We start from the raw sequence: 24,239 nt of genomic DNA on the forward strand, positions 1-24,239 counted from the left end.
AAGGGTAGAGCGTGTTAGAAAATAAAATTGCTGTGGTAACTGGAGCGAATCGAGGGATCGGATTAGCGGTTGCGAGAACCTTCGTGATACATGGTGCCAAAGTGATTGCATGTATGCGCGCTATCGATACCTCAGCGGTCGAGAAGATTGCTGATGCAAGACATTTAGACCGTGTTCAAGCGGTCACTTTAGACTTGAGTGACGATGCGTCAATAAAGGCAGCGATTAAAGAAATTGCGTCTTTAACGGGTAACAAGGTTGACGTGTTGGTCAACAATGCGGGAACTGCTTCTGGCGGTTTGTTCCAAATGACACCAATTGCTGAATTACGCAGAGTGTTTGAGATTAATCTGATTGGCCAGATATTGTTCACTCAGGGAATATCTCGGCTAATGACGAGACACCATTCGGGAAGCATTATCAACATTACCTCCACTGCTGCAGAAATTGCGGATCCTGGCACGCTAGCGTATGGCGCGAGTAAAGCCGCTTTCGCGCGTGCATCGCGCGGTATGGCCACCGAATTAGGGGCTGCAAACGTAAGAGTAAATAACATCGCGCCTGGGGTAACCAAGACTAGTATGTTTGATCAGATGGCTCCCGATGCAAGAGACAAATTAATTAATTCCGCAGCCTTAAAGCGAGCCGCTAATCCGCAAGATATTGCGAACGTGGCTTTGTTTTTGGCGAGTGACTTGTCTAGCTTTGTTACAGGTCAGACTTTGCGCGTTGACGGTGGTATGGTTTAAACAGGGGGGCTTATGAATTCTGCAAATCTCGTAGATATTGCAAAGACTATGCGTCATAAGATTTTAGAGATTAGTCACACTTGTAACTTGAGTGCGCATCTAGGGGGTGGCCTCTCCATGGTGGAACTTATGGCAGTGCTTTACGGGCGGGTTCTTAGGTACCAGTCAGCCAACCCGCGATGGGAGGAGCGCGATCGCTTTATCCTGAGCAAAGGCCATGGGGTTTTGGGTTATTTTTCTGCACTTTTGGTTGCTGGAATCATTGACGAGGAAACCTACAAGACTTTTCAGACAAACGAAAGCGATTTAATCGCGCACCCAGTGATGAATCTTGATTTAGGCATTGAGTCTTCAAACGGCAGTCTAGGACAAGGTTTGTCTATGGGTGTTGGAATCGCGTTGGCCGCTATGAAGAAGAAGCAACGTTTTGGGGTATACGTTTACATGGGTGACGGTGAGTGCAACGAAGGGTCGGTTTGGGAAGCTGTAATGTCAGCAGCTCAGCTAAAGCTTGATAATTTGACCGCTATCGTTGATTACAACAAGTTACAGAGTGATGGCGACGCTAAGCAGATTATTGATTTGGCTGATTTAGCCAGTAAATTTAGAGCGTTCGGCTGGGATGTTCATGAAGTTGATGGACATAATATCCCGCAAATTGTGAGCGCCTTTGAGGCGCCGCGTGAAACTGGGCGCCCTCGAGTGTTGGTCGCGCACACTGTAAAAGGTAAAGGCATTTCTTTCATGGAAAACAATAATGAATGGCACCATAATCGACTTACAAAGGCAAATTACGACCTTGCATTAGCTGAGTTAGGTGTTACCGTAGAAGGTGTTGGGGCCTAAGTATGTTCGAGATCAATGCGAGTAATGCACGGCAGTGGTCACGAATTGGTTCTCGTGGGGTGTTTGGGCAAGCCATTCTTGCCGTTGCCGAATATCATCCGGAAATGATGGTGATATCTGCGGATTTGGGCAATTCATCTGGGCTCGACAGGTTTAAAAAAACATATCCAGATCAGTTTCTCAACATTGGTATAGCTGAGCAAAATATGATTGGGGTGGCTGCGGGTCTGGCCAAGGAGGGGCACAATGTGTTCGCCACATCATTTGCGCCTTTTATCACGATGCGCGCCGCTGAACAGGTTCGCATGAACTTAGGCTATATGGAAATGAATGTCAAGGCGGTCGCAATAGGAAGCGGAGTATCCATGGCTTTTCTTGGAAATTCGCATTACGGTATTGAAGACGCTGCAATCATGCGTGCCATTCCAAATATCACTGTCGTATGCCCAGCGGACTGTGCGGAAATATTTAAAACTGTCCAAGCCGCTGCGGAATTTAAGGGGCCGATGTATATCCGTCTGACAGGCGCTGTCGGTAATCCGCCTGTTTACACGGAGGACTATTCGTTTGAGGTTGGCAAGGCGATTATTTTGAGTGAGCCAGCTGAGGTGACATTTATCGCTGCCGGTAGCATGGTTTACGAATCACTTGAAGCCGCAAAACTTTTGTTGGAATCAGGCGTTAAGGCAGGTGTAATCAATATGCACACAATAAAGCCGCTTGATGCTAAAGCAGTTGAGTGCGCGCTCCAGATCTCGAAACTTATTGTGACTGTTGAAGAGCATAGCATTATTGGTGGGTTAGGCAGCGCAATCGCTGAGTACAAGGCGGGGAAACGCAATGCGCCACCCCAGTTGATTCTTGGGTTACCTGATGTTTTTGATGTTACTGGAGACTATCGGTTTCTTCTAGAAAAGCACGAGCTGGTTGCTTCAAAGATTTCACAGAGAGTCCTTTCTTGTTTGAAAAATACTTGACTTACTGAAACACGTCCCTGATTTAATGCTCAATACAACCTTCTCGCCCTGGCCTTTTTTTTCTGAGGAAGAGGGTAGGGCTGTTCGTGAAGTTTTATCCACAAATAGGGTCAATTACTGGACCGGTAACGAATGCCGCGAGTTTGAAAATGAATTTGCAGCTTGGGTTGGTAGTCGCCATGCGGTGGCACTTACTAATGGCACTTTGGCGTTGGATGTGGCCCTAAAGGCGCTAGGTATTGGCCCGGGTGACGAGGTGGTGGTCACGCCACGCACCTTTATTGCAAGCGTTTCGTGCGTGGTGAATGCGGGCGCTACGCCGGTATTTGCTGATGTTGATATCGAGTCTGGCAATATCAATGCACAGACAATTGCAGCGGTGTTATCGCCCCGAACCAAGGTGGTGATTTGTGTGCACTTGGCTGGCTGGCCTTGCGATATGGACCCGATCATGGCGCTGGCGGCCCAGCACGGCTTAAAAGTAATTGAAGACTGCGCACAGGCGCATGGAGCGCGTTACAAGGGGCGCAGTGTTGGCAGTATTGGTCATGTGGGTGCCTGGAGCTTTTGCCAGGACAAAATCATGACCACGGGTGGCGAGGGCGGCATGGTCACGTGTAACGATGAGTCTCTTTGGCGCGCGATGTGGGCCTACAAAGATCACGGCAAGAGTTATGCGGCGGTGTATGAGCGCGAACACCCGCCGGGTTTTCGTTGGCTACATGAAAGCTTTGGCACCAACTGGCGCATGTTGGAGATGCAAGCTGCGATCGGGCGTATACAGCTTCGGCGCATGAAAGATTGGAGCGCTGCGAGAACTGCTAATGCACTGGCGATTCGCCAGGCGCTACTGCCGTTTACTGGTGAGGGTGGGGTGATAAGGGTGCCGGATCTGCGGTGCGCTGGGTGCCCATTGCTGGGGGGCGAGGGTGCCTTGGCGACTCCGGATTGTTCCTGCCAGCACGCCTACTACAAGTACTACGCATACATCCGCCCCGAAAACCTCGCTCCCGGCTGGAGCCGCGACCGAATTCTGGAGGAGATTAACGTCCGGGGTGTGCCTTGTTATGTGGGCTCATGTTCTGAGGTGTACTTGGAAAAAGCATTCGATAACACTGGCTGGCAGCCGAAAGAGCGACTTCCTGTGGCAAAAGCGTTGGGGGAGACCTCGCTAATGTTCTTGGTTCACCCAACCCTGACGCAGGCCGAGATTCGCAAGACGCAGGAGGTTATCACTGAAGTTCTTAGTTCGGCAGTGGTTGACGGGTGATGTTCAATTAATTTCAGGCGTTGTCGCAAGTGATTAGTACTTTTATTCTCTGGCTTATTGGTTTGCAGCGTTGGCAAAAACGGCTGCTACAAGTTGGCTATGACTTGTCTTGTGCGGGCGTCGCGTTTTTGTTGGCGTCGGCGATCACGCAGCAAGGTGAGTCGTTAGCCAGTTTATGGCTGGTGGTTTTTTACGCTGCGGTTGTCGCGTTGGCCGCCAGTCTACTTGGGCTCTATCGTTCTCTGGTTCGGTATCTGGGGGTCAGGGCGCTTGGGGTGATCGTTGCCAGCTGTCTTATTGGTGGCGCTGTTTTGCTTGGCGCGTCGGTGTCTGGGCTCGCCGCCTTATCGCCACTTTTTGTTGGCGTTGCCGTGATATTGGGCGGTTCCCTGATGGCTTTTGGGCGATTGATTCTTCGGGAGATCTTCTATCTCAGTCGCAAAACCGGTCGGCCCAATGTGGTGGTCTACGGTGCGGGAGATGCTGGGCGGCAATTGTTGACATCGTTAGCCCAGTCTGGATCCTATCGCGTGGTCGCGATGGTAGATGACTCGGTTCAACTCCAGGGGGCAGAAGTCCATGGAGTTCGCGTTTACGCCCCGACAGATTTACAGTTTTTGCAGCAGCGGTTTGATTTAAGCGCCGTGATTCTGGCGATGCCGGCGATCTCGCGGGAACAAAAAAGCAAGGTGCTCGACATGCTGGAGCCTCTTGGGCTGCCAGTCAGGACCATGCCAAAAATTACCGACATTCTGTCGGGTAAGAAATCGGTTGCGGATCTTCAAAAAGTCGCCATTGAGGAAGTCCTTGGCCGTGACCCTGTGGCACCGAGCGCTGATCTGATGCGAAAAACCGTCACCGGCCGTGTGGTGATGGTAACGGGCGGTGGTGGTTCGATCGGGAAAGAGCTCTGTTTGCAGATTGCAGCGCTGGGCCCGTCCCGTTTAGTGATTGTGGATGTTGGTGAGCTTGCGCTTTACTCGGTGATAACTGCGTTAGAAGACGATGAACGCTTAAGGGATTTAGACGTTATTCCAGTATTGATGTCGGTCACAGAGCAGTCGGTGTTGACCCGGGTGATGCAACAGCATGGCGTTCAAACGGTATTCCATGCGGCAGCGTACAAGCATGTGCCGCTGGTCGAGGCGAATCCTTTTCAGGGGCTTTACAACAACGTCTTTGGCACTTTGACGACCGTGACCGCTGCTGCCAAATGCGGTGTTGCGGATTTTGTTTTAATTTCAACGGATAAGGCTGTTCGCCCCACCAATATCATGGGGGCATCGAAACGGCTCGCTGAATTAATCTGCCAGGCGCAGGCTGAAGCTGGGCAGACAATGCGTGTGTCAATGGTGCGCTTTGGCAATGTGCTGTCTTCCTCTGGCTCAGTGATTCCCAGGTTCAAGGAACAGATTGCCCACGGTGGCCCGGTAACGGTGACGCATCCTGAAATCACCCGCTTCTTTATGACGATTCCAGAGGCTGTTGAGCTTGTGTTGCAGGCGTCTGGCCTGGCTAAAGGCGGTGAGGTCTTTCTGTTGGATATGGGGGAGCCCGTTCGTATCGTGGACCTGGCCCAGCGAATGATTCGACTAAGCGGGTATCGCCCGCAGTTGCCTGGGGCTAACGGTCATTTGGATGGTGCTGCCCGCCACCAGGATCATGTGATTCCAATTGTGTTTACAGGGCTGCGGCCAGGCGAAAAACTCTATGAGGAGTTGTTGATTAGCGCCGAGTCGGAATCGACCGCGCACCCGAAAATTTTCCGGGCTCGGGAGCGTGGGGTTGCACGGGAGACTTTGTCTACTGAATTAGAGAAACTGCAGCGGGCGATTGAAAGCCAGAGTATTGAGCAAGTTCATGGGGTTTTTTCCGCGCTTGGGGTGGACTACAAGTCTGGGGAGTCTTTGAGTGCCGATGGTTCGGGGGCTGGTGTTGGGGTGAGGGCGAAGGCGGCTGTTGAGGGTAATGGTTTAGGTTCTTTGCAGAGGGATGTTGAGCAGCGTGGGGTTAGTTCAGTTGGGCTCGAAGTTCAGGGTCATGAGGTTGGTTTGGTTGGGGTGACTCCTGGTGGCGTTGGTGCTTTATCGCCTGGTGTTGGTTTGACCAGCGCGCCTGCGGTTAGTGGTTCGGAGTCTAGTGCGGTACCCAAAAAGATTAATCCCTATCTTTCCAAGCTGTTGCATGGGTATTTTCTGCTCCGCCGCCCAATGACACTGGGTGCTCGAGCAATTGTTGTGAACGATAAGAACGAGGTGATGCTGGTCAAGCACCGATATGAACCCGGCTGGCAATTGCCGGGTGGTGGTGTTGAGCATGGCGAGTCACCGATTGAGGCCTTGCGCCGTGAACTAGTGGAGGAAGCGGGAATACAAATGCTGGGCGTAAGCCAGTTTTTGGGGAGCTTCTTTAATTCAGAGGTGTCGCGCAGAGATCATGTACTGGTGTATTTGGTGCGGGACTTTGTATCGGTACCAACGAATGAAGATTCCCCGGAGATTAGCGAGCGGAGCTTCTTCCCGATTTCTGACCTGCCGGAGGGCACCACGCCCGGGACGCGGCGCCGAATTGCCGAATGCTTTGAGGGGCAGGCCGTTGGGGAGGTTTGGTAGGTTCTGTTTTCTTGGATTTTGAGTTGTCTACGGGCCTTATAGGGCCTTTTTCTTTTTTGGGGTGGTGTTGGGGGATTCGTCTTGGGCCAGGATTAGCTCGCAGAGCCGGCATCGAACCGGCTCTGCGAGCCCCTCGGACCTACGGATCCTTGGGGGGGCGATTCGGCGGTTTTCTTCCGTGATCGCAGAGGGGTCTCCCCGGGAGGGAATCTGGGGCGATCCAGGCGGGGATCGGCTAAACGGCTGATGGGTTTGATGCCCGAATTATTACTGTATAAATTATCAGTAATTACTTCTCAGAACACCCAAAAAGCAAAGGTAACGTAATGCGTTTTGATCTAGTCGTGATATCACTTTTTGATATCATATGGGCGTAAGTGCTAAACACCGCAAAACGCTCTCGGCGATCTTCGCCCGACCGACTTCAGCGTCGATCGTGTTTGCCGACATCGAGACGCTCATCAAAGCCCTCGGCGGTTCTGTATCCGAGCGCGAAGGATCGCGTGTCAGGATCGAACTGAACGGTGAGCAGTGGCGCTGTCATCGGCCTCACCCGGGTAAAGAGGCCAAGCGTTATCAGGTTGAAGAAGCACGCGAACTATTGGAACGAGCAGGAGTGCAGCCATGAACACCATGACCTACAAAGGCTATACCGCGCGAGTCGAGTACGATGAGCGTGACAACCTTTTTGTTGGCCGAATTCTTGGTATTCACAACATCATCAGTTTTCACGGCGAGACGGTTGCCCAGCTTCGTGCCGAGTTTGAGCTCGCAGTAAAAGACTATCTGGCGGATTGCAAAGAGCAAGGCATTCACCCGGAAAAACCTGCCTCCGGTAAGTTGCTGCTACGCGTACCGCCTGAAGTGCATGGTCGCGCAATTGTTGCCGCACAGGCCGCGGGTAAGAGCCTGAATCAATGGGCGACTGAAGTTCTGGAAGATGCAGCGCAGCCAGGATAGTGATACCCCGTCACCCCGAGCCCTTGGATGCACCCTTCGCTTAGAGAATCCACTGTCAATGCCATCCGAATGATTCAGGATTGCAAAAATTAAAAGATCTCACGTTCAACACTGATTTCAAACGACGAGTGGAACAATTCGGGACCCAATAGAAAATGAGTCAAAGAGAATCAATACTAATTGATCGGATAAACGTACATGGATAGTCACCTAAATACGCTGGGCATTCTTTCAACTGTTATCGGCGGTTATCTTGTTTGGCGATATTTGACCGTAATCAGCTTTGTCGATCACGATGAGTATCTAAAAGGCCGTGGCGTTCTTTCTGTTCCTGATCCGACACCAGCGGATATAAGGCGGTACGTGAGGTCGATATGGTTATCAAAATTAGGGCTCGTGCTTATTGTCATAGGCGGCCTGTTGCAAATAGCAAGTAACTACACCCCAACGTAGTTTTATCCACGAAAATAAGGAGCATGCAGGGGCGTCCGGATTGCCTCGGCTTTCGGTGATCAAATTGGAAGCCAACGTCGTCCAGCATCTGCGCCGGATCTTCCGCACCCCGGACCTCAAGACCCGGGTTGCTCAACTCCCGACCGAAACGGACAGCGACGCTGACGAAGCGAAGGTGTGCATCGTCATGCTGCAAATTGGCAAAGTCTGGGACCAACTATTCCCGGCGGAGCAGGAGCGCATTGTCCGCCTCTTAATCAAAAAGATAGTGGTCACGCCCCACAACATCGAAGTGCAATTCCGGCCGAATGGCATTGAGAGGCTTGCTGCGGAGATCAAACCTTCCGACCACACGAAGGACACTGAGGAGGTTGCAGCGTGAACGAGATCAAGATCAAAGCGACTGGCGATGCCGACCTGGTCAGCGCCAGCAACGGCAGCCTAAGCGTGAACATACCGATCAAGATAACCATGCATGGCCGGCGAAAAGCGGTGACCCTGCCGGACGGTACGGCCTTGTAGCCGCGTGCGTGGGACAACCAGCCCACCCCGATGCAGTTGGCCCTAGTACGTGGGCTGGCCCTGCTGGAGTCCGGAAGGGCTCCGAATCTGGCGGAGGTGGCGGAGATGGAGGGGATGGACCGGGCCTACGTGAGCCGGATGGTGAACCTCACTACCTTGGCTCCGGACATCGTAGCTGCCATCCTGGACGATGCACTGCCGGACCACGTCACCCTGTTTGACCTGGCATTTGGAACGTCCCTGCTTTGGGGTGAGCAGCGTGCGTTATTGACTTCTTGTTAACACCATTGGATCAAATGAACGGTCAGGCTATACACTCCTCTATAGACGTCAACGGAGGCGGCGGTGGGGAAAAACTAATGGAACTGCCTATTGTGGAGGTAATTGCCGGGACGGAAACACCTGTTGGTAGCGGCGTTACCGGAGCTCAAAGGTGTCTTGTCCGTTTTCCGGATGGCACGATGAGGGCTGCAATCTTGAAACGCATGGAAATAAGAGCAATCGCTGCAGAGTGCTTTTGTTCCATGCTGCTCCGACGATGGGGACTTAACGTTCCGGAACCAGCCATTGTCGGCAATCCACCCACAGCTTTTGCTTGCATAGACGTAATCTATCCTAATCTATTACAACGTATGGGATGGAGCATTAATCTGCCGCCAGAAGTGCGCTCTGTTCTGGAGCATGCTGCTGCAAGGTTAGTCACGAACTTCGCACAAACTCCGCTCGCATTAGCGGCTGACGAGGCCATTAAAAATCTCGATCGCAATCTCGGAAACATCCTCTGGAATGGTAATGAGGTCGCCTGGATTGACCATGAACGCGCCCTCGGCGTATCCAATGAAACTATGCCTGACGTGAATAAGCTCGCTAATTTGGCATTGATGAGCGGCGAGCATGACCGGATTTCTGCGGCTGCGGTAACAGCCTCTTTTGCCTTGAGTGCCAGTGCAGTGGACGAAGCAGAGCGCATCTGTGCAACCCACACCGATACCACTGGATTTTCTGATTTGGTAAGTGATCGGCTTAAACGCCTTGCTAACGCTGTTCTCGACAGATTTCCAAGACCAAGTGATTTATTAGAGGGCATCAAGTGACATCTGCGAAGTGGCGTCCTCTCTTTTGGGAGCCTGTTGAGGGAACAGGCGAGCGGTTAATGGCTGGGGTAGTAGTGCAATTTGGAGGCGAAACAGTGGTTCGTCGCGTTATTAGAGATGACGTGCTCGATAGCCTGTACGGTGCTGATTCATCCAGACCGCGCGTACTTATCGAGGAGTCGCTCGAGATATGTAGACGAATAGTCGAGGCCGGGGGAGAAGACAGCCTCCTGCTTCTCGAATCTCCAATCCTCGGTCTGCATCCAGGTCCGTACCGTCAGACGGATGCATTAGGAGTTGGTGATTCCATCCGTCAGGCTGTACTACTCTATTCAAGTCTGGCCCAGACGGATGTTGCTGATGACGAAGACGATGGGACAGTGCAACCCGAAGAGGTGAATCGACGCTTTGCTACTGAGGTTCGTGATGCGGTCCTGCAACAGGCCCCCGACCTTGCTCGCTTCTTCAATAGACAAGCACGCCTACATCAAGATGGATCTCTAATTAGGTTCGGATTCTTCTCCGAGTCAACGGTAATGCATTTTTCAACGGTAAGTGCAGTACGTCAAAGCGCAAGCGTGAGTTATGCGAGGGCAAAGCTCTGGGAACTCGCACGCGCCAAGGAATTCGCAAGCTTGCCTTCTGCAGCACTACTAACCGCGGTGCCTAGGAAAGATGATCCAACACTCGGATCGAAACAGCGCTCAAAACTGGCAACTAACCTGAATGAAATTGAAAGGGAGGCAGACGATGGAAAAATTCGCTTTATTCCCGTGGATTCCGTCTCGATGGCGGTAGAGCGGGTACTAGAACTCAGCAGCTAGCAGCTCATAATAAGACTCTCTCAAAAAGTCGTGAGTTCCGTTCCCCTCTGATGATCGGAAAAAAACCGTTCGTTTCATCAATACGTAAGCTGTTGATTTTATTGGTGCGCCATGGATAATTTTCTGGTCACTTGTGGACTTCTGCCGTTTTCTCTGTCTGGATATGTTGAGAGGAAGCGGCCAAGGTACGCGCTAGGCTGGCTAACATGCGCAGGTGAGAATCATTCGTGAAGTCCGCAGGAGCCACAACTTACCTAAACGCTACGCGGACTTACGTGCGTTTGGACGAAAAAACCTCCACCTGAGATGAGGTGGAGGTTGTGTATGGTGGCGTATGGCGCCTGAGTCTACACCTGGTTATAAACCTGAACTGGACGAGCCTGGACTTGCGGACTGTTGTGCTCTCGACTGGGCTCAAATGAGTCACTTCGAGAGCAGCTCAACATAGGCTTGATAGCTGTAGATTCTGTTCTTCTTCTGGCCCGCCTCAATGTTAAGTATCGACTCGCTCCCCAAAACATGTCGATAAAATCGAAAAATATCGACATGTCTGGCGGATGTGTCGATGCGATCGACATGAGGTATCCCGAACACAGCGGTCCCGCCCGCTGACTGATCAAAACTACACCCATTAAGACCCACTAAATCCGGGCAATCGCCGGATGACTTGGGTAACCTCTAATCACTAAACCCTTTAATTCTTGCCACTGCCTTTTTGAAACTCTAGCCATTGCTTCCCGAGGGCCGTAAGGCGGTAGCGCTGGCTGCGGCTGTTGGGTTTGTTGGGCACAGTCATTTCAATAACGCCTTGCTCTAAGGCAGGTGCCAAATAGGTCTTGCGGAAGTGCTCCCGGTTAGCTAGCTCTAGGGCGTCTTGGATGGCTTGTCGGGTCATTTCGCCCCCCATCCGTGACAAAAGAGCTCCGACTTGCGTGGTGACTTGCGTGGTGACTTGCGTGGTGACTTGCTGGGTACCTCCAGACGTGACAAGCGCCAGGGGGTGCCGGGGCAAGCGGATCACAAAGGATAGGCGGTCATCATCTGTCTCGAAAAGCGGGGCAGGCGAGCCATTCGCCGCCATTTCCTTCAAAATTTTCGGGATACCCGTGGAGCGACCTTCCGTCATCTCCAGCTCCTTGAAGAACTCACCGATGCGACGGTTGCGATAGCGGCGGCTGACTGCCCGACCGGCTTGCAAATCCTCCAAACGAATAGATCGGTCTGGGCCGGGGAAACTAAGGACTACGAGCTCGTCATTGCTAATACGAACCTCAATGGGTTCGCGCTCCTCGTAGGAACGGTGATAGACCGCGTTAACCAATGCTTCTTCGATGGCAGCGTACGGGAAGTTCCAGATCCGCGTGGCCTCCGCCCGATCAGGGTGCTTGATGACCGTCTCGCGCAAGAAGTTGCGCTGGATGTAGCTTAGTGCCTCGCGCGTCATCCGGGCCAGCGGCCCTTTAAATATCTTTTCCTCGAAGCGATCGCCGCCTGCACCGTCCGGGAACCAGACCACATCAATCTGAACGCCGGGGAAAAAACGCTCAGGGGTTTCATTGAAGAACAGCAGCCCTACATTCTTTGGCCACGGTGATTCGGTAGGACCACCCGCCACATTCATCTGCCGGGCCAATGACTCAGCAGAGAGTTTCGGCGCCTCCGCCGCAAGCTCGCTACCCACCTCTTGTAAGAATGCCTGCATCAGAGACTTAGATAAATCGTCGATTCGCGCCGACTGGTTGAAGCGGTCATCAAACGGGACCTTCGCCGCGAGGCTCAGTAACTCCTGCTCTGCGTCACCCTTTGCTTCTACAGTGCTGCTGTAGCGTCGAATGTAGTGGCGCCATACTTTTTTCTTTGCGGTAACGGCCTCTGGCGCTTTGTAGGGCCGGGTCTGTCCGCCTGGCGCCCACAGAATGATCAACTTACGCCCCTCGACTTCCTCGATACTTAACATTGGAAAATACGGCGGCTGAATCAATTGGCAAGCAGCCAGTAACTCTTGCTGAATCTTATCGAGTTGGTTATCGGCTAGCCCCACGGGCGGAAACACCGGTTGGCCATTGACATCACAATCCTGCCCGATCACCACATAGCCGCCGCCGAGATTTTCGAAGTCGTTGGCGAAGGCGCACAAGGTGCGGATGATTGAGTCCGGATTCCACCCGGCCTTGTACTCGATACGCTCGCCCTCGACCGTGCGTTGGCGTAGCAGGTCATTGAGGTTGATGGGGAGCTTGGTGCTCATGCGGGGGCACCCCTGGCATCACTACCGTCCAAACATTTGGACACCAGTTCAATAATCAATTTTTTAATGATGGGGTTGCCCAACTTTGCAACGATTGGAATCGTGTTGTCGCGCCCAAAGTTCCAATGTAATCCGTCATCAAAAATGACTCGCAACAGATAATGAGTCTCAGGAATGGTGGCACCACGCTGTGCAGCCCAATCCAGCTTCGGGCTTGTTTTAGGTTCTTCGAAAAAATCTCTTGCTTCTGTCAGATGCTGAACCTGTCTGTAAGCCAGCGCCTCAATTGATCTGCGTGTAATGGCGCAAATCGCCAGCGGGTCATAAGCTTGGCCACTTTGATACTTCTTGAACTCTTCCTCAAGAAACGCCTGGAGTTTTCCGTGCTTCCCCCAGCTCGATCGAGTGCCGCTTATCGCGGCGAGATCGGCAGAGAAATCGAAAGCGTCTACGTGATAATGGACAAGGTATTTTGAAATGTTGCTTTTCGTCGAGTCTATTATCTTTTTATCTTGCCGTGCTGCAATCAACTTCTTCATCGCGTCAATCGAGTCAAATGCTTCATTTTTGTTAAGGTATATGACGTTTTGATCGCTAAATACGTAGTTCTTGAAGAACCCCGGATTCAAGTGAGTGAAGATGATGGGGTAGATCGAGCGGCCCTGCCGCTTGTAGTCTTCGATAAGCTCAGTTATGTAGAACTGTGCCACGGTCAAATTCGCATCATCAAGATAGTCAAAGACTTCATCGATAATGAGAATGGCTTTCCCCTTGGTGAGCTGATGCTTGGCTACATGGAACATCGCCACCAGCAACAGAATATCCCTCTGCCCATTTGAAATATGCGACGGGTCAGGGACTTCGACGACCAGCTTGCCTCTAGACTCCTTTACCGTAGCCGACTTCCAGGAATTATTAAGGTCCGACACATGAGTTTTCAGTGATCTCTTGATTTCTTTGTAGCGCAGGAATTCTAGATAGCCTTGCAATTGCGCCACCTGGCTGCGTGAAAGTAGAGCAATCTGCCAAAGCGTCAAGAAGACTGCGTTTTGATCGAATCCCGATGTCTCAACAATAATTTTTGCTGCCAACTGGAAATTCGACTCAGCGAGAAGCTGCTGTATATCGGCTTTAACCCCATCAATAGCGTCTGGGTCGCTGCCAGTGTGATTGGCAATTTTCGTTTGTATTGCTTCAATCTTTGTCCATTGACGCGACTTCAACAAAGGATTTAGGGCTTGCATGAACTCCGTTGATCGCATCAGAAACTGCGGCGAAGCGAAAATCGAATCGTTGAGATTCAGCAGCAATGAACTGTGTTTTCCAAACGTCCGTTTGGCATCAGTGATTTTGTAGGGATTGACGGCGTCTTTCGGTTTGTCACAAATGGCAATAGGATCAATAACCTGTTTTGCGCTCGCACTAAAAAATTTCCCCATGTTTTTGGCGCTGGTCTTGATTCGGCGCATATCGCCAATTACATGAATATCGAAGTGCTTGCGAATATCGTTGGAGTGAGCCACTTCCGTCACGCTTAGCGTTTTCTTCACTCCGTCTTCAACCACTTCCAAACTGATTTGGGCTGACTTGGCTACGTCGTGCTGATGTCGTGCCTCGACGGGCAATTTGATCGAAGTTTGATTGGCTGCATGCTTGAATGCTGTCGCGATGGAGGTTTTCCCAAAGCCGTTGCAGGCGACCAGTACATTCGGCCGATTTTTAAATATGCGGTCATTGATCTTTAGCGACCGTATGCCTTTGACGTTTTCGATATTGATTTCAAGAATTGTCATTGCTCAGATCTCACATAGCGCCAAAAGCACATACGGAAGCGCGACCTTGCGCTGGGCCTCACGCCAGCCCTCGGCTTGAACCATTAAGTACTGCTTAATGGTTGGCTCGCTTGCCGGTTCGTTATCGGCGATGAACGTCAGGTATTCCAATGCCGAGGAGCGGACGAGGGAAACCTCGGTTTGCCTGGACGGCTGCGGAGGTTCTTTCTCGCTCATCTACACCAACGTGACTTGGCCGTTCATCAGCATCGGCAGCAGCCAGTCGCGCAACGCCGCTAAATCGGTAGCCTCTTGCAAGAACTTCTGTTTTTTTGCCTCCATGGGAGCAACGATCTCAAAAAAACGTCTAGCAAGCTCTGTAGGCGGCTTAGAGACAAGGTGCTTCGTGGTGAAAGCGTCAAATAGCAAATTCTTAACTCCACTCGTCTTACCTTCCCAACCAAATAGGACTTTGTTGTCATAAGCCGACTTCCAGAGATAAGTGAAGTTGAAAAAGTAAGCGTTGTCTTTCAGTGAGATTACCTTGCAAAAATTTGAACAGATAAGCGGCCGAGAAAACCGTGCGATGGTCTCTTCAGTAATACTCGCAAGGCGCCCGGTAGATTGGGTTGGACTTCCGCCAGAAATCTCTATGACGAAGTCGAAAGGTGCGAGAACTTTCGCTGAATTTTTTTCCAAGATGAAGCGTGTCGGCGGGGAAACTGTGCCCGTTCCATTCAATCCGTTGATGTCTGTACCTCGAATGCAATCAACGCAAAATGTGTAATTGCCTTCGGCTGCGTCTTTTCCCCAATCTCCAGTTTTGTCATTAGCAATCCAAGCTGCAAGAGGACCGACCTCCCACCCCTCCGGAATCTCCCGCTTCAGTTTAGCGTTGTAGACCATCTTGCCTCCGGAGGATTTGTAGGGCTTGCTGTGGACGTCAGGGAAGTCGAACTGCACGAACCAGTAGTCGTACAGCGCCTTGGCCATCGCCTCTAACTCGGCGTTGATACGGTTGTTACAGTCGATTTTGGCGTCGAGGGCGGCGAGGACGGCGGCGATTTTGTCCTGATAATTCTTGACGGGGATTTTGAACTTGAGGCTGGTTAGATATTCAATATTGATATTGTCTTGAATGCTACCCGTTGCCGAATTCTGAATGGCTCGTCTTATGTAGGTAAAAACATAGTGCATAAATAATTCAGACGATTGTTCTGCATAAGCGTTAAAACCAACAACGCTATCCGGGAAACACATTGGATAGTTCAATAGCGCCGTCTCGGCGATATTTGCCGCGATGGTGATGCAAAGCGTGTTCTTAGGCCAAAGCTTACTTTGTGCAAGGCCGAAGTCGTTGTAGGCCGTCGAATGTGTTGTTATGTACAAGTTGGCTTCTTTGATTTCACCGGTCTGTATCAAAGGGTGCTTGCCACCTGAAAACAACGCCGGGTCATTTCTTGGGCGATGACGTGATTTGCCGCGCTGAAAATCACCCAACTCGTTAAGCGTTTTGTCTTGCCAATGCTGATTGTATTTGGATGCGTTAAGCCTCATACCGCAACCCCGCCAACTGCTTCTTGATTTCCTGCTCCAGCCCCGCCGATTCTTTGAACAAGCCATCCAGCCGGGTGGCAAACCCTTGCAGCTTGTCGGCAAACTGTGCCGGGGTCAGATCGCTATATTCGATTTTCACATCGAAATACTGCCCTGCGCTCAGGCTGTAGTTCTTCGCAGCGATGTCGGCGTAACTGACGACCACCGAGAAATCCTCAACCACCTGCTTGGCATTGAAGGTGGCGATGATGCGGTCTTCTTCGGCTTCGGACAGCAGGGTTTTCTGGTTCTTCCCGTCCTTAACTTTTGTACCAAGGTTGGATGCGTCAATCAACACTACGTCGCCTTTGTTGGCCGCGTCAATGAACAGAATCGACACGTTCGTGCCGGTAGTGGCGAAGATGTTGCTGGGCATGGAGACTACGCCAGCGAGCATTTTGTGGTCGACAAGATGCTGGCGGATGCCTTTGTCGATGCCGCTTTGCGCGGTGATGAAGCCGGTGGGTACCACCGCCGCCGCTTTGCCACCGGGTTTGAGCGAATAAATGATGTGCTGCAAAAAGAGCTGGTAAATGGCCATTTTGTCTTTGGCCTGCTTCGGGATGTTGGGCACCCCGGCAAAGAAGCGGTCCTGGTGCTCCTTGGTGTCCAGCTCGTTGCGGAAGTCAGAGAAATCCATCTTGAACGGTGGATTGCTGACGATATAGTCAAATTTCTTGAGTGCTTTGCCCTCCCGGTGGTACGGGTGGAGCATGGTGTTGCCCTGGATGATGTTGGGGATGGAATGCACCAGGTTGTTCAGGATCAGGTTCAGGCGCAGCAGGCTGGAGGACTTTTGGGAGATATCCTGTGAATAGATGCTGCAGCGGTGCTCGCCAATGGCGTGGGCGATGTTCATAAGCAGCGTGCCGGAACCGGCCGAGGGGTCGTAGCAGCTGACGTTGTTGACTTTGCCGCGCACTGATTCCGGCACCAGAATGGCGGCCATGATTTTGGCCACGGCGTGCGGGGTGTAGTACTCGGCGTATTTGCCACCGCTGTCCTTGTTGTAATCCTTGATCAGGTATTCAAACAGCGCAGCGTAGAAATCGTATTTCTCGTTAAAGATGCGTTCGAAGCTAAAGTCGCCCAGCTTGTTGATGATGGCGCGGCAAAAGGCGTCGCGCTTGGAGGGGTCGGTAATAAACTCGCTCACCCGGTCGAAGAGGGTGATCTTGGCGCCGCCATCGGTTTTGACGGCGAAGATGTCGTTATTGGTGATGGCGATGTCGCGCAAGGTGTCGTCGAACAGCTTGGCGAACTCTGGCGCGTTCTGTCTGCCAAACAGGTGGGCGATGAAATGCTCGGGCTTCAGGCGGGCGGTATCCGGCCCCAGCTGCATTTGCAGCATGTTTAGCTCATCGGCACTCATGGCGGCGATAGCGGCTTCCCAGCTCTCGGCCTTGGCCAGCTCAGGGCGGATTCTTTTGGCCTCGAGGGCGAACTTGTCGTTCAGGAATTTGTAGAGAAACACCTGGGTGATGATCTTGAATTCGTTGCCATCGTTGCCTAAGCCATAGGCGGCGCAAATGGCCTTGAGGCTGTCGATCACTTCGCGGGTGCGTTGTTCAAAGTGTTGGGTTACCAAGGCTTTGCTCCGATGCTGCGACCAGCACCCATGCGGGCACTAGCGCTAAATTCATTCATGTATTCGGCCACCACCAGCTGGTTGATTTTGCGGGCGGCATCGGGCGTGAGTTTGATGTGCTGACGCGTGTAGAACTCGCCGATGACGATGGGCTGCATCATCCGTTCAAAGTAGCTTTCATTGCTCAGCAGCTGAGTGTTTTGCAGTACCTGTTCGTCGGCCTGCGCTTTTACACCAACCAGCGCTTCGAACAATTTGCGCTCGGTCTGGGTGAGATCGCCTTTTTCTTGCAGACGCTTGTGAATGCGCGTGTATTTGGCATCGCCCCGATACTTGGCGCGCAGCTGATTATTATGAAGATTCAGCTCTTTGACCTTGTCGTGGATGGCATTGAGCGCGCCGATGTTGGCCGTCATCTCTTCCTGACTGACTTCGCTGAGTTTCTTTTTCTTGAATAGCCGCTCCAGTTCTTCGCGCAGGGTGATGAACTTGGGGTCTTGCTGGTCGAAGTTGACGGCCAGGGCTTCGCGCGTCTGGCGCAGGGTGTTTTTCAGTTGGTCGGCTAGTACTAGTTCTTCTTCCCTGATTTTGGCGAATTTGAAAATCACCTCTTCGAGCGCGACGTTGAGCAGCTGGCTGGTGTCGGTGGCGGATTCGATGCTGTCTTTGAGGTTAAGTAGGTCGAGGTGGTTGCAGGTTTCGCGGTAGAGCTGGCCCAGCTTGTGAAAATCCAGCTGCTGCAACTGCGCATAGTCGCCTTGCAGGCGGATCAGGTTGTAGAGGTCACGCGCGTCGCCCAGCGCTTTTTTGAGCGCCAGCACCGTGGCGCGGTCCTGAATCTGGCTGAGCTGTTTGGAGAACTCTTCGGCGTTTTCGATATTGAAGCTGAACAGAATGTCCTTGATGGCTTCGACTTCTTGCGTGATCTCCTCGCTGGATTTGAACAGATTGGAGTAATGCTCGATTTCGTCGCCCAGCTCGGATTGCAGCTCGTCGAAGTAGTCTTTATTGGTTTTGTCGAATTCCTTGCGGATGTCGGCAAAGTCGACCACGTAGCCGTAGCGGAAATCCTTGTAGGTGCGGTTGACGCGGGTGAGCGCCTGCAAGAGGTTATGGGCCTTGATGATGCGACCCAAATACAGTTTTTTCAGGCGCTTGGCATCAAAGCCGGTGAGCAGCATGTTGTAGACAAACAGCAGGTCGATTTTGCCGGCCTTGAAGTCTTCCACCCAGTCTTTACGCTCATCCTTGCTGCCGACATCATGCAGGATCAGTGCGGCGGTTTTGACGCGGTTCTCCAATAGAGTACGGGCGGCGTAGCTGTCGGGCAGTGCGGCGGCGATGATGGATTGCGCGGAGTCTTGAACGGCATAGGCGGGCGTGGGCTGGGCGGCGTACACCGCCGTGAAGATGCGGAACATCTCGCGGGCCTGTTCGGCGCTGTCACAGATCACCATGCCGCCAATGCTGACGTCGCCCAGGGCGCTGCGGCTTTTCTCGAAGTCGCGCACGATGTAATCGAGCATGGGTTCAACAAATTTAGGGTGCGAGTAGATGAGCTTGCGGTCGATATCGCCCTGCTGCAGCTTGACGGCGGCGAGTGCCTCTTGCAACGAGAGCTTGTAATTGGTGGCGATCTCTTCGCGGATCAGACGCAGGGTGTAGCCATCGGCGATAGAGGCGTTGTAGTAGTACTTGTGGAGGTAGTCACCGAATAGGGCACGCGAGTTGTAGTCGTCGCCCAGCAGCGGTGTGCCCGTGAGGCCGATCTTGATGGCGTTGCGGTCGGACTGGCTGAGGTTGGCCAGAAAACTGCCCTGCGGGTTGTAGCTGCGGTGCACCTCGTCCAGAAAGTAAACGCGCTGGATGTTGAAGTCGTAATCCTCGGCGCGGACCACGTCCGGGTCGTCTTGGAATTTCTGAATATTGACCACGGTGATTTCAGGGTTGCCGCTGTGGTTGTGCAGGGCCTGCGTGGTTTTGATGTCGCGGGCAAAGGCGTCGCGGCTGTCAATGGTGTGTACCACCAGCCCGCGCCCGGCAAATTCCCGTTGTGCCTGCGTGGCCAGATCCAGCCGGTCCACGATGAAGTAGAACTTTGGGATGACGCCTTTGCGCTGGAAGTAATCGGTGAGGAAGCGAGTGTTGTAGTAAGCCAGCGCGGTTTTGCCACTGCCCTGGGTGTGCCAGATGATGCCTTTCTTGACCCCCGCATCGATTTTTTTCTCGATGGCTTTGGTGGCAAAAAGCTGGGGATAGCGCATGACGTGCTTCTGCAGGCCGTCGCTTTCATTGACATAGGCCAGCGCAAAGCGGAGCACGAAAGCCAATCGGCCGCGACTGAACAGGGACGTGCAAATCCGGTTGGTGGGCGTATTAGGCGACTTGTTGGTCAGAAACTCCGGGCTGTGCTTGATGACATTGAGGTTATTGTCGCGTAGCACGTCGTTTTCGAGCGCGTCGTCTTCAGCAGCCAGAAGCTGGTTGATGTCAAGTGCTTCTTCTTCACGGAAATAGTTGAAGACGGGCGCGTCATAGGATGGGCTGGCGTAGAACGCGCCCTCGATGGGCTGCGGCGAGCCATCCTCGTACTCCATGTTGTTGGAGAAAACCATCAACTGCGTGATGTTGATGAAGCGCCGGAATTTTGGATTGCGGCTGCGCGTGATGATGCGGTTGCGCTCGGCCAGCACACCTTCACGGTTGTTGGGCTTCTTGACCTCGATGAAGGCCAGCGGCATGCCGTTGATGAGCAGGGTGATATCGGGACGAAACTCGTCGTCGCCGTTTTTGCAGGTCAGCTCCGTGACGACGTGGAAGCTGTTGTTATCGAAGTTTTCGAAATCGATAAGGCGGATGCCCGAGCGCTCGATGAGTCGGTCGTAGAAGGCTTTGCCGAGATCTTCGTTATCCAGAAGGAGTTTGACATCGGCCAGCAGGCGGGTGAAGTCATCCGGACTTAATTCAGGATTGATGCGGGCAATGGCTTCGTTAAAAACCGCTGGGAATATGTTGCTTTCCTCATCCCAGACAGCGTTTTTGAGGGAGAGATATCGATAGCCAAGCCGAATCAGATGCAGGATGCAAGGGATCTTGACTCGAGAATCTTCGTTGAAGGTCATAGTCAGTTATGCCCGTTTCCGTTTCGTATTGCTTTGCGCCATGGCCTCATCGGCCCCGCCAGCACGAACCCATTCATCAACTTCAGATAGCTGGAATTTCCACAAGCGGCCCACCTTATGGGCGGGTAGAGACTTTCGTTCCCGCCAGCGGTAAACGGTGTCTTTCGCGATGCCGAGGTGCTTGGATACTTGTTGGGCCGTAACCCATGGTTCTGACTTCATCTGGAGCCGACCCTGTTTGTCGTTTTACGTCGTTTTTAGTCGTTTCCAGTCTAGCCGATTTCTTTATAGCAGCAATAGCGAATACCCCCCCTGTTTCAATTTGCACGCACAAAAATTTGGGCTGACGCGCGCATCGCCGCCACCCAACCGTAGAGATTTGACCCCCCCTACCCCCCAACATGCCCCTGGGCGACTAATAAGTCTGGGAGGACCGTCACAACCGTCACAAGGGTCACAGCCAAGCGTGGCGGATATCAGGCTCACCGGCTGAGGCACCCCCCGTGAGACAAAAGTCGATCGCGATCGGTATAAACCAAATATGGACAAATCTCATACCCCCCAAGGGCGTCAGCCCAAGCAAGCAGTCCCCGATCACCAAGCCTTGCAGGCGTTGATTGAACCCCTTAGGTCCCGGGCTCACCGCCTGCTACACGGGCTGACCCCCGAGCAAATCAGCCTCATTTGTTCAGAAATTGACATGGCGATCCAGGGATTTGCAGATGAACGTAGGGAGGCGCCTGAGGCCGTGGATTGGTTTGATGGGTATCGGGACATCGACTGGCTGCACGAGCTGTTGGGTTTTCGGGAACTGGCTGATGCAATCTCGGTTAGCAGCGTTGAGGGTTATCAGGCCTGTGCGGCTTTTGCACTCAAAAAAGTTGAACAGGCAAGCGCGGCCTTGAGTACCGAGACTGGCGCGTTACACGCCATGGAGTGCTTGGTTGAAGCGACTGAGGCCGTAGTGTTTTCAGAGTCGATGCGAGATCAGAAATCGATCTACGCTGCGTGGAGCCTCTCGGTCCAGCTTGCAGACAAAAAAGACCAAGCTTTAGCGATCCAGCAGGCAAAGCAGGCCGAAGTACGAAAGGCCGCCCGGCAACGTCACTTGCGTGCGTATGAAGCGCAGCTTGAGGCCGTCGAGCTCTACGTTTCTCGAAAATTCCCAAGCTATGACGCCGCCGCCGCTCATATTGCCCCGCAGGTCTACATGACGCCGCGCGTGGTGGCGAAGTGGTTGTCTGCCTACAGCAAAGACCCAAAGGGTTTTGTGGCCGCAGTAAAAGCAAAAATAGAAGGTATTTAATGCACTCTGCGCGTAGCGTGCAACACCTGCGCGGCAAAATCGTTTTCAAGACGATTTTTGCGGTATTGAATAGCAAGCATCCCAAAACAACCGGAGATGCTTATGCAAAAGTATTTAAGACCAGTATTGCCCGAGGCAGGTTTCATGCGCCTGCCTCAGATCCTAGCAATCATCCCAATTAGTCGCTCGGCCTGGTGGGAGGGGATTAAGCAGGGCAAATACCCCAGAGGTATCAAGTTAGGCGCTAAGACCACGGTCTGGCGTGTTGAGGATATCCAAGCGCTGCTGCGCATTGGCCGGTAAGGAGTTCTGATGCCGACCGATGAAAACAACCTCCCCACTAGCGCGCCCGATGACGATGATCTGATTCCACCGGACGGTGATGGTGACGATGGTGATGATGATCTTCACCCTGAAAGCCCTGATCTTGAGGATCTCGGGGTGGGCTTGCCGGATGAGACTTATTTCAATTCTTCAATCCTTCAAGACGATTTCAATGAAGTAAGTCCCGCCCTCACGCCCGACCCTCACAGCAATCCTGTTGAGTTTCTCGAGGCGGCTTTCGAGCGTCTAAAAGACGATGTGGGTGTATTGGCTGAAGAAGATGTGATTCGAGCTTTCGTGACCCTTCGGGGTACGGATATGCCTGGATACCTGCGGTTACGGACCAAAGCGAAAAATATAAATCGTTTCGCCTCGCTTCACCATCTAGACCAGATGATTCTGAGCGAGCTGCCCCGGCTTGCTGATGATACGTCACAGATCGACGACTTGGTTGCCTTGGGGATGAAGTACTGCCAGCTTCATCATGATGCCGATGAGCGAGGCGTTGCTGTAATCCCAAAGATCACTCATCGTGAAGTCTGGCGCGTCACATCGCCCGGATATCAGTCGTGGCTGCGAGCGGAGTATTGGAAAGAGTCTCGCAGTGGGATCTCAGAGACGACCTTAAATGCCGCCCTTGCAACGCTTAATGCGGCAGGCGTCAACGAAGGGGAGCTGGTCACTGTGCCGCTGAGGGCAGCGTGCCAGGACAATACCTATTACATCGATCTTTGCGATCGTCATTGGCAGGTGATTGAGGTCAGTGAAAATGGGTGGTCAGTACGCTCTGATTCTCCGGCTCTCTTTACCCGCACCCAGTCAATGCGCTCGCTGCCCGAGCCGCAGTGCGGCGCTGAGATTGATCTGCTTTGGAAGCACATCAATATTCCGCCTGACCGAAGACTGCTCGTGCTTGCCTGGCTTATTGAAAGCCTGCGCCCGGATACACCCTTCCCAGTGCTTGAGCTCGTGGGCGAGCAGGGCTCTGCCAAGTCCACGACCCAGAGTGTTTTGCGATCGCTCATCGACCCCAATAAGGTCATGCTGCGTGGGCGACCCAAGGCGGTTGAGGATATTTTCGTGGCGGCAGCGAACAATTGGGTGGTTTCCTACGAAAACCTGTCATCGCTTACTGCCGAGCAGCAAGATGCGCTGTGCACGCTTTCAACAGGTGGTGGATTTGCGGCTCGGCAGCTCTATACCAATGGTGAAGAACATGTCTTAGAGACCAAGCGACCGGTGATGCTTAACGGGATTTCCGTAATCGCCACTCGTCCCGACTTAATCGACCGTGTCGTGCATATCGACATGCCAGTGATTGATGCGGCCAGGCGCAAGGAGGATTCAGAGACGCGATCAGATTGGGAGCGAGATCGCCCGATGGTGTTTGCTGCACTCTTAGATCTGTTCGTTAGAGTGCTTGGTGTCTTGCCCACAATTAAGCTCACGCACAAGCAACGAATGGCGGACTTTGAGCGGCTGGGAGAAGCGGTGGCCCAGGTGCTCGGCTATCCAATCGGCTCCTTTCAGGCGCAGTACGCCGAGCACAACCGGGCTGGTATTGACCGCGCGCTGGATGGTAATCCTGTTGCCCAGGTACTCGATAAGTTCATCTCGGAGCGCCTGCCTGACGGAATCTGGCAGGGCACAGCGGGGCAGCTCTACGACCAGTTAAATGCCGAAGGCATTGCCGATAAGACAACTTGGCCCAAATCACCGAAGGGTCTGGCAGACCAATTGCGAAGGCTAGCCCCTGCCTATCGGGCCAAGGGCATTGAGGTCAGCCACCAAGGACATAGCCGTGAAGGCGCCATGTGGCGCATCAGTGCGGAGGTTTCCCGGCAATCCCCTGACCCGCTGCTGTCGCATTAAGTCCACATAACGCGGGAAGACCGGGGGACAGCGCAGCTCTTGGACCCGCTGATAACCCGGTTTGCTTGCCTTTTTGGTGGGCATAGAGCGTTCATGTCTGTGTC

The 24,239-nt window shown here is 52.8% G+C and carries 22 protein-coding genes; 15 read left to right on the forward strand and 7 right to left on the reverse strand.

Annotated features, from left to right (window positions below; all coding sequences use genetic code 11):
• The first annotated feature begins 11 nt into the window (after positions 1–11).
• From AOB54_01865 to AOB54_01920, 12 genes are all read left to right on the forward strand, one after another.
• The gene (locus AOB54_01865) at positions 12–749 is read left to right on the forward strand and encodes a glucose 1-dehydrogenase (protein WVN42152.1); all 738 of its coding nucleotides are present in this window, start codon (positions 12–14) and stop codon (positions 747–749) included.
• Between the two features lie 12 nt (positions 750–761).
• Complete coding sequence (locus AOB54_01870; GenBank protein WVN42153.1) at positions 762–1,595, forward strand: transketolase; 834 nt, start codon at positions 762–764, stop codon at positions 1,593–1,595.
• A 2-nt stretch (positions 1,596–1,597) separates the two neighbouring features.
• Positions 1,598–2,572: a transketolase C-terminal domain-containing protein gene (locus tag AOB54_01875; protein ID WVN42154.1), complete on the forward strand. Its 975-nt coding sequence runs from the start codon at positions 1,598–1,600 to the stop codon at positions 2,570–2,572.
• A 25-nt stretch (positions 2,573–2,597) separates the two neighbouring features.
• Entirely contained in the window at positions 2,598–3,842 is a 1,245-nt protein-coding gene (locus AOB54_01880; GenBank protein ID WVN42155.1) for a DegT/DnrJ/EryC1/StrS aminotransferase family protein, read from the forward strand.
• Between the two features lie 29 nt (positions 3,843–3,871).
• Positions 3,872–6,454, forward strand: coding sequence for a polysaccharide biosynthesis protein (locus tag AOB54_01885; GenBank protein WVN42156.1), 2,583 nt, complete (start codon positions 3,872–3,874; stop codon positions 6,452–6,454).
• Positions 6,455–6,821: 367 nt separating this feature from the next.
• On the forward strand, positions 6,822–7,082 hold the full coding sequence (locus AOB54_01890) for a type II toxin-antitoxin system HicA family toxin (protein ID WVN42157.1): 261 nt from the start codon (positions 6,822–6,824) through the stop codon (positions 7,080–7,082).
• The gene (locus AOB54_01895) at positions 7,079–7,414 is read left to right on the forward strand and encodes a type II toxin-antitoxin system HicB family antitoxin (GenBank protein ID WVN42158.1); all 336 of its coding nucleotides are present in this window, start codon (positions 7,079–7,081) and stop codon (positions 7,412–7,414) included. Before AOB54_01890 ends, AOB54_01895 begins: the two co-directional genes overlap by 4 nt.
• A 517-nt stretch (positions 7,415–7,931) precedes the next feature.
• On the forward strand, positions 7,932–8,249 hold the full coding sequence (locus AOB54_01900) for a hypothetical protein (GenBank protein ID WVN42159.1): 318 nt from the start codon (positions 7,932–7,934) through the stop codon (positions 8,247–8,249).
• Complete coding sequence (locus AOB54_01905; GenBank protein WVN42160.1) at positions 8,246–8,389, forward strand: hypothetical protein; 144 nt, start codon at positions 8,246–8,248, stop codon at positions 8,387–8,389. Before AOB54_01900 ends, AOB54_01905 begins: the two co-directional genes overlap by 4 nt.
• Before the next feature lie 30 nt (positions 8,390–8,419).
• Positions 8,420–8,671 (forward strand): hypothetical protein, encoded by a 252-nt coding sequence (locus tag AOB54_01910; GenBank protein WVN42161.1) that lies wholly within the window; start codon positions 8,420–8,422, stop codon positions 8,669–8,671.
• 77 nt (positions 8,672–8,748) lie between these two features.
• Positions 8,749–9,483 (forward strand): hypothetical protein, encoded by a 735-nt coding sequence (locus AOB54_01915; GenBank protein WVN42162.1) that lies wholly within the window; start codon positions 8,749–8,751, stop codon positions 9,481–9,483.
• A 59-nt stretch (positions 9,484–9,542) separates the two neighbouring features.
• The gene (locus AOB54_01920; GenBank protein WVN42163.1) at positions 9,543–10,307 is read left to right on the forward strand and encodes a hypothetical protein; all 765 of its coding nucleotides are present in this window, start codon (positions 9,543–9,545) and stop codon (positions 10,305–10,307) included.
• 694 nt (positions 10,308–11,001) lie between these two features.
• Here AOB54_01920 and AOB54_01925 read toward each other — a convergent pair.
• The 7 genes from AOB54_01925 to AOB54_01955 are packed head-to-tail and all read right to left on the reverse strand — an operon-like array spanning position 11,002 to position 20,855.
• On the reverse strand, positions 11,002–12,555 hold the full coding sequence (locus AOB54_01925; GenBank protein WVN42164.1) for an RNA-binding domain-containing protein: 1,554 nt from the start codon (positions 12,553–12,555) through the stop codon (positions 11,002–11,004).
• Complete coding sequence (locus AOB54_01930) at positions 12,552–14,348, reverse strand: hypothetical protein (GenBank protein WVN42165.1); 1,797 nt, start codon at positions 14,346–14,348, stop codon at positions 12,552–12,554. The genes AOB54_01925 and AOB54_01930 overlap by 4 nt, the downstream gene beginning before the upstream one ends.
• 3 nt (positions 14,349–14,351) lie before the next feature.
• Entirely contained in the window at positions 14,352–14,564 is a 213-nt protein-coding gene (locus tag AOB54_01935; GenBank protein ID WVN42166.1) for a hypothetical protein, read from the reverse strand.
• Positions 14,565–15,884, reverse strand: coding sequence for a restriction endonuclease subunit S (locus AOB54_01940; GenBank protein ID WVN42167.1), 1,320 nt, complete (start codon positions 15,882–15,884; stop codon positions 14,565–14,567).
• Positions 15,874–17,511, reverse strand: coding sequence for a class I SAM-dependent DNA methyltransferase (locus AOB54_01945; protein ID WVN42168.1), 1,638 nt, complete (start codon positions 17,509–17,511; stop codon positions 15,874–15,876). Before AOB54_01945 ends, AOB54_01940 begins: the two co-directional genes overlap by 11 nt.
• The gene (locus AOB54_01950) at positions 17,505–20,633 is read right to left on the reverse strand and encodes a type I restriction endonuclease (GenBank protein WVN42169.1); all 3,129 of its coding nucleotides are present in this window, start codon (positions 20,631–20,633) and stop codon (positions 17,505–17,507) included. The genes AOB54_01945 and AOB54_01950 overlap by 7 nt, the downstream gene beginning before the upstream one ends.
• A gap of 6 nt (positions 20,634–20,639) precedes the next feature.
• Positions 20,640–20,855 carry a helix-turn-helix domain-containing protein gene (locus AOB54_01955; protein ID WVN42170.1) on the reverse strand — a complete coding sequence of 72 codons (216 nt, stop codon included), beginning with the start codon at positions 20,853–20,855 and terminating at the stop codon, positions 20,640–20,642.
• A gap of 478 nt (positions 20,856–21,333) precedes the next feature.
• On the opposite strand from AOB54_01955, the gene AOB54_01960 reads away from it, so the two are divergent.
• From AOB54_01960 to AOB54_01970, 3 genes are all read left to right on the forward strand, one after another.
• The gene (locus AOB54_01960; protein WVN42171.1) at positions 21,334–21,939 is read left to right on the forward strand and encodes a hypothetical protein; all 606 of its coding nucleotides are present in this window, start codon (positions 21,334–21,336) and stop codon (positions 21,937–21,939) included.
• Between the two features lie 102 nt (positions 21,940–22,041).
• A complete protein-coding gene (locus tag AOB54_01965) occupies positions 22,042–22,242 on the forward strand; it encodes an AlpA family phage regulatory protein (protein ID WVN42172.1) in 201 nt (66 codons plus the stop codon).
• 9 nt (positions 22,243–22,251) lie between these two features.
• A complete protein-coding gene (locus tag AOB54_01970; GenBank protein ID WVN42173.1) occupies positions 22,252–24,135 on the forward strand; it encodes a hypothetical protein in 1,884 nt (627 codons plus the stop codon).
• The last annotated feature ends 104 nt before the right edge of the window (positions 24,136–24,239 follow it).

This window comes from beta proteobacterium MWH-UniP1 (genome assembly GCA_036362785.1).
Classification (GTDB): domain Bacteria; phylum Pseudomonadota; class Gammaproteobacteria; order Burkholderiales; family Burkholderiaceae_A; genus Lacustribacter.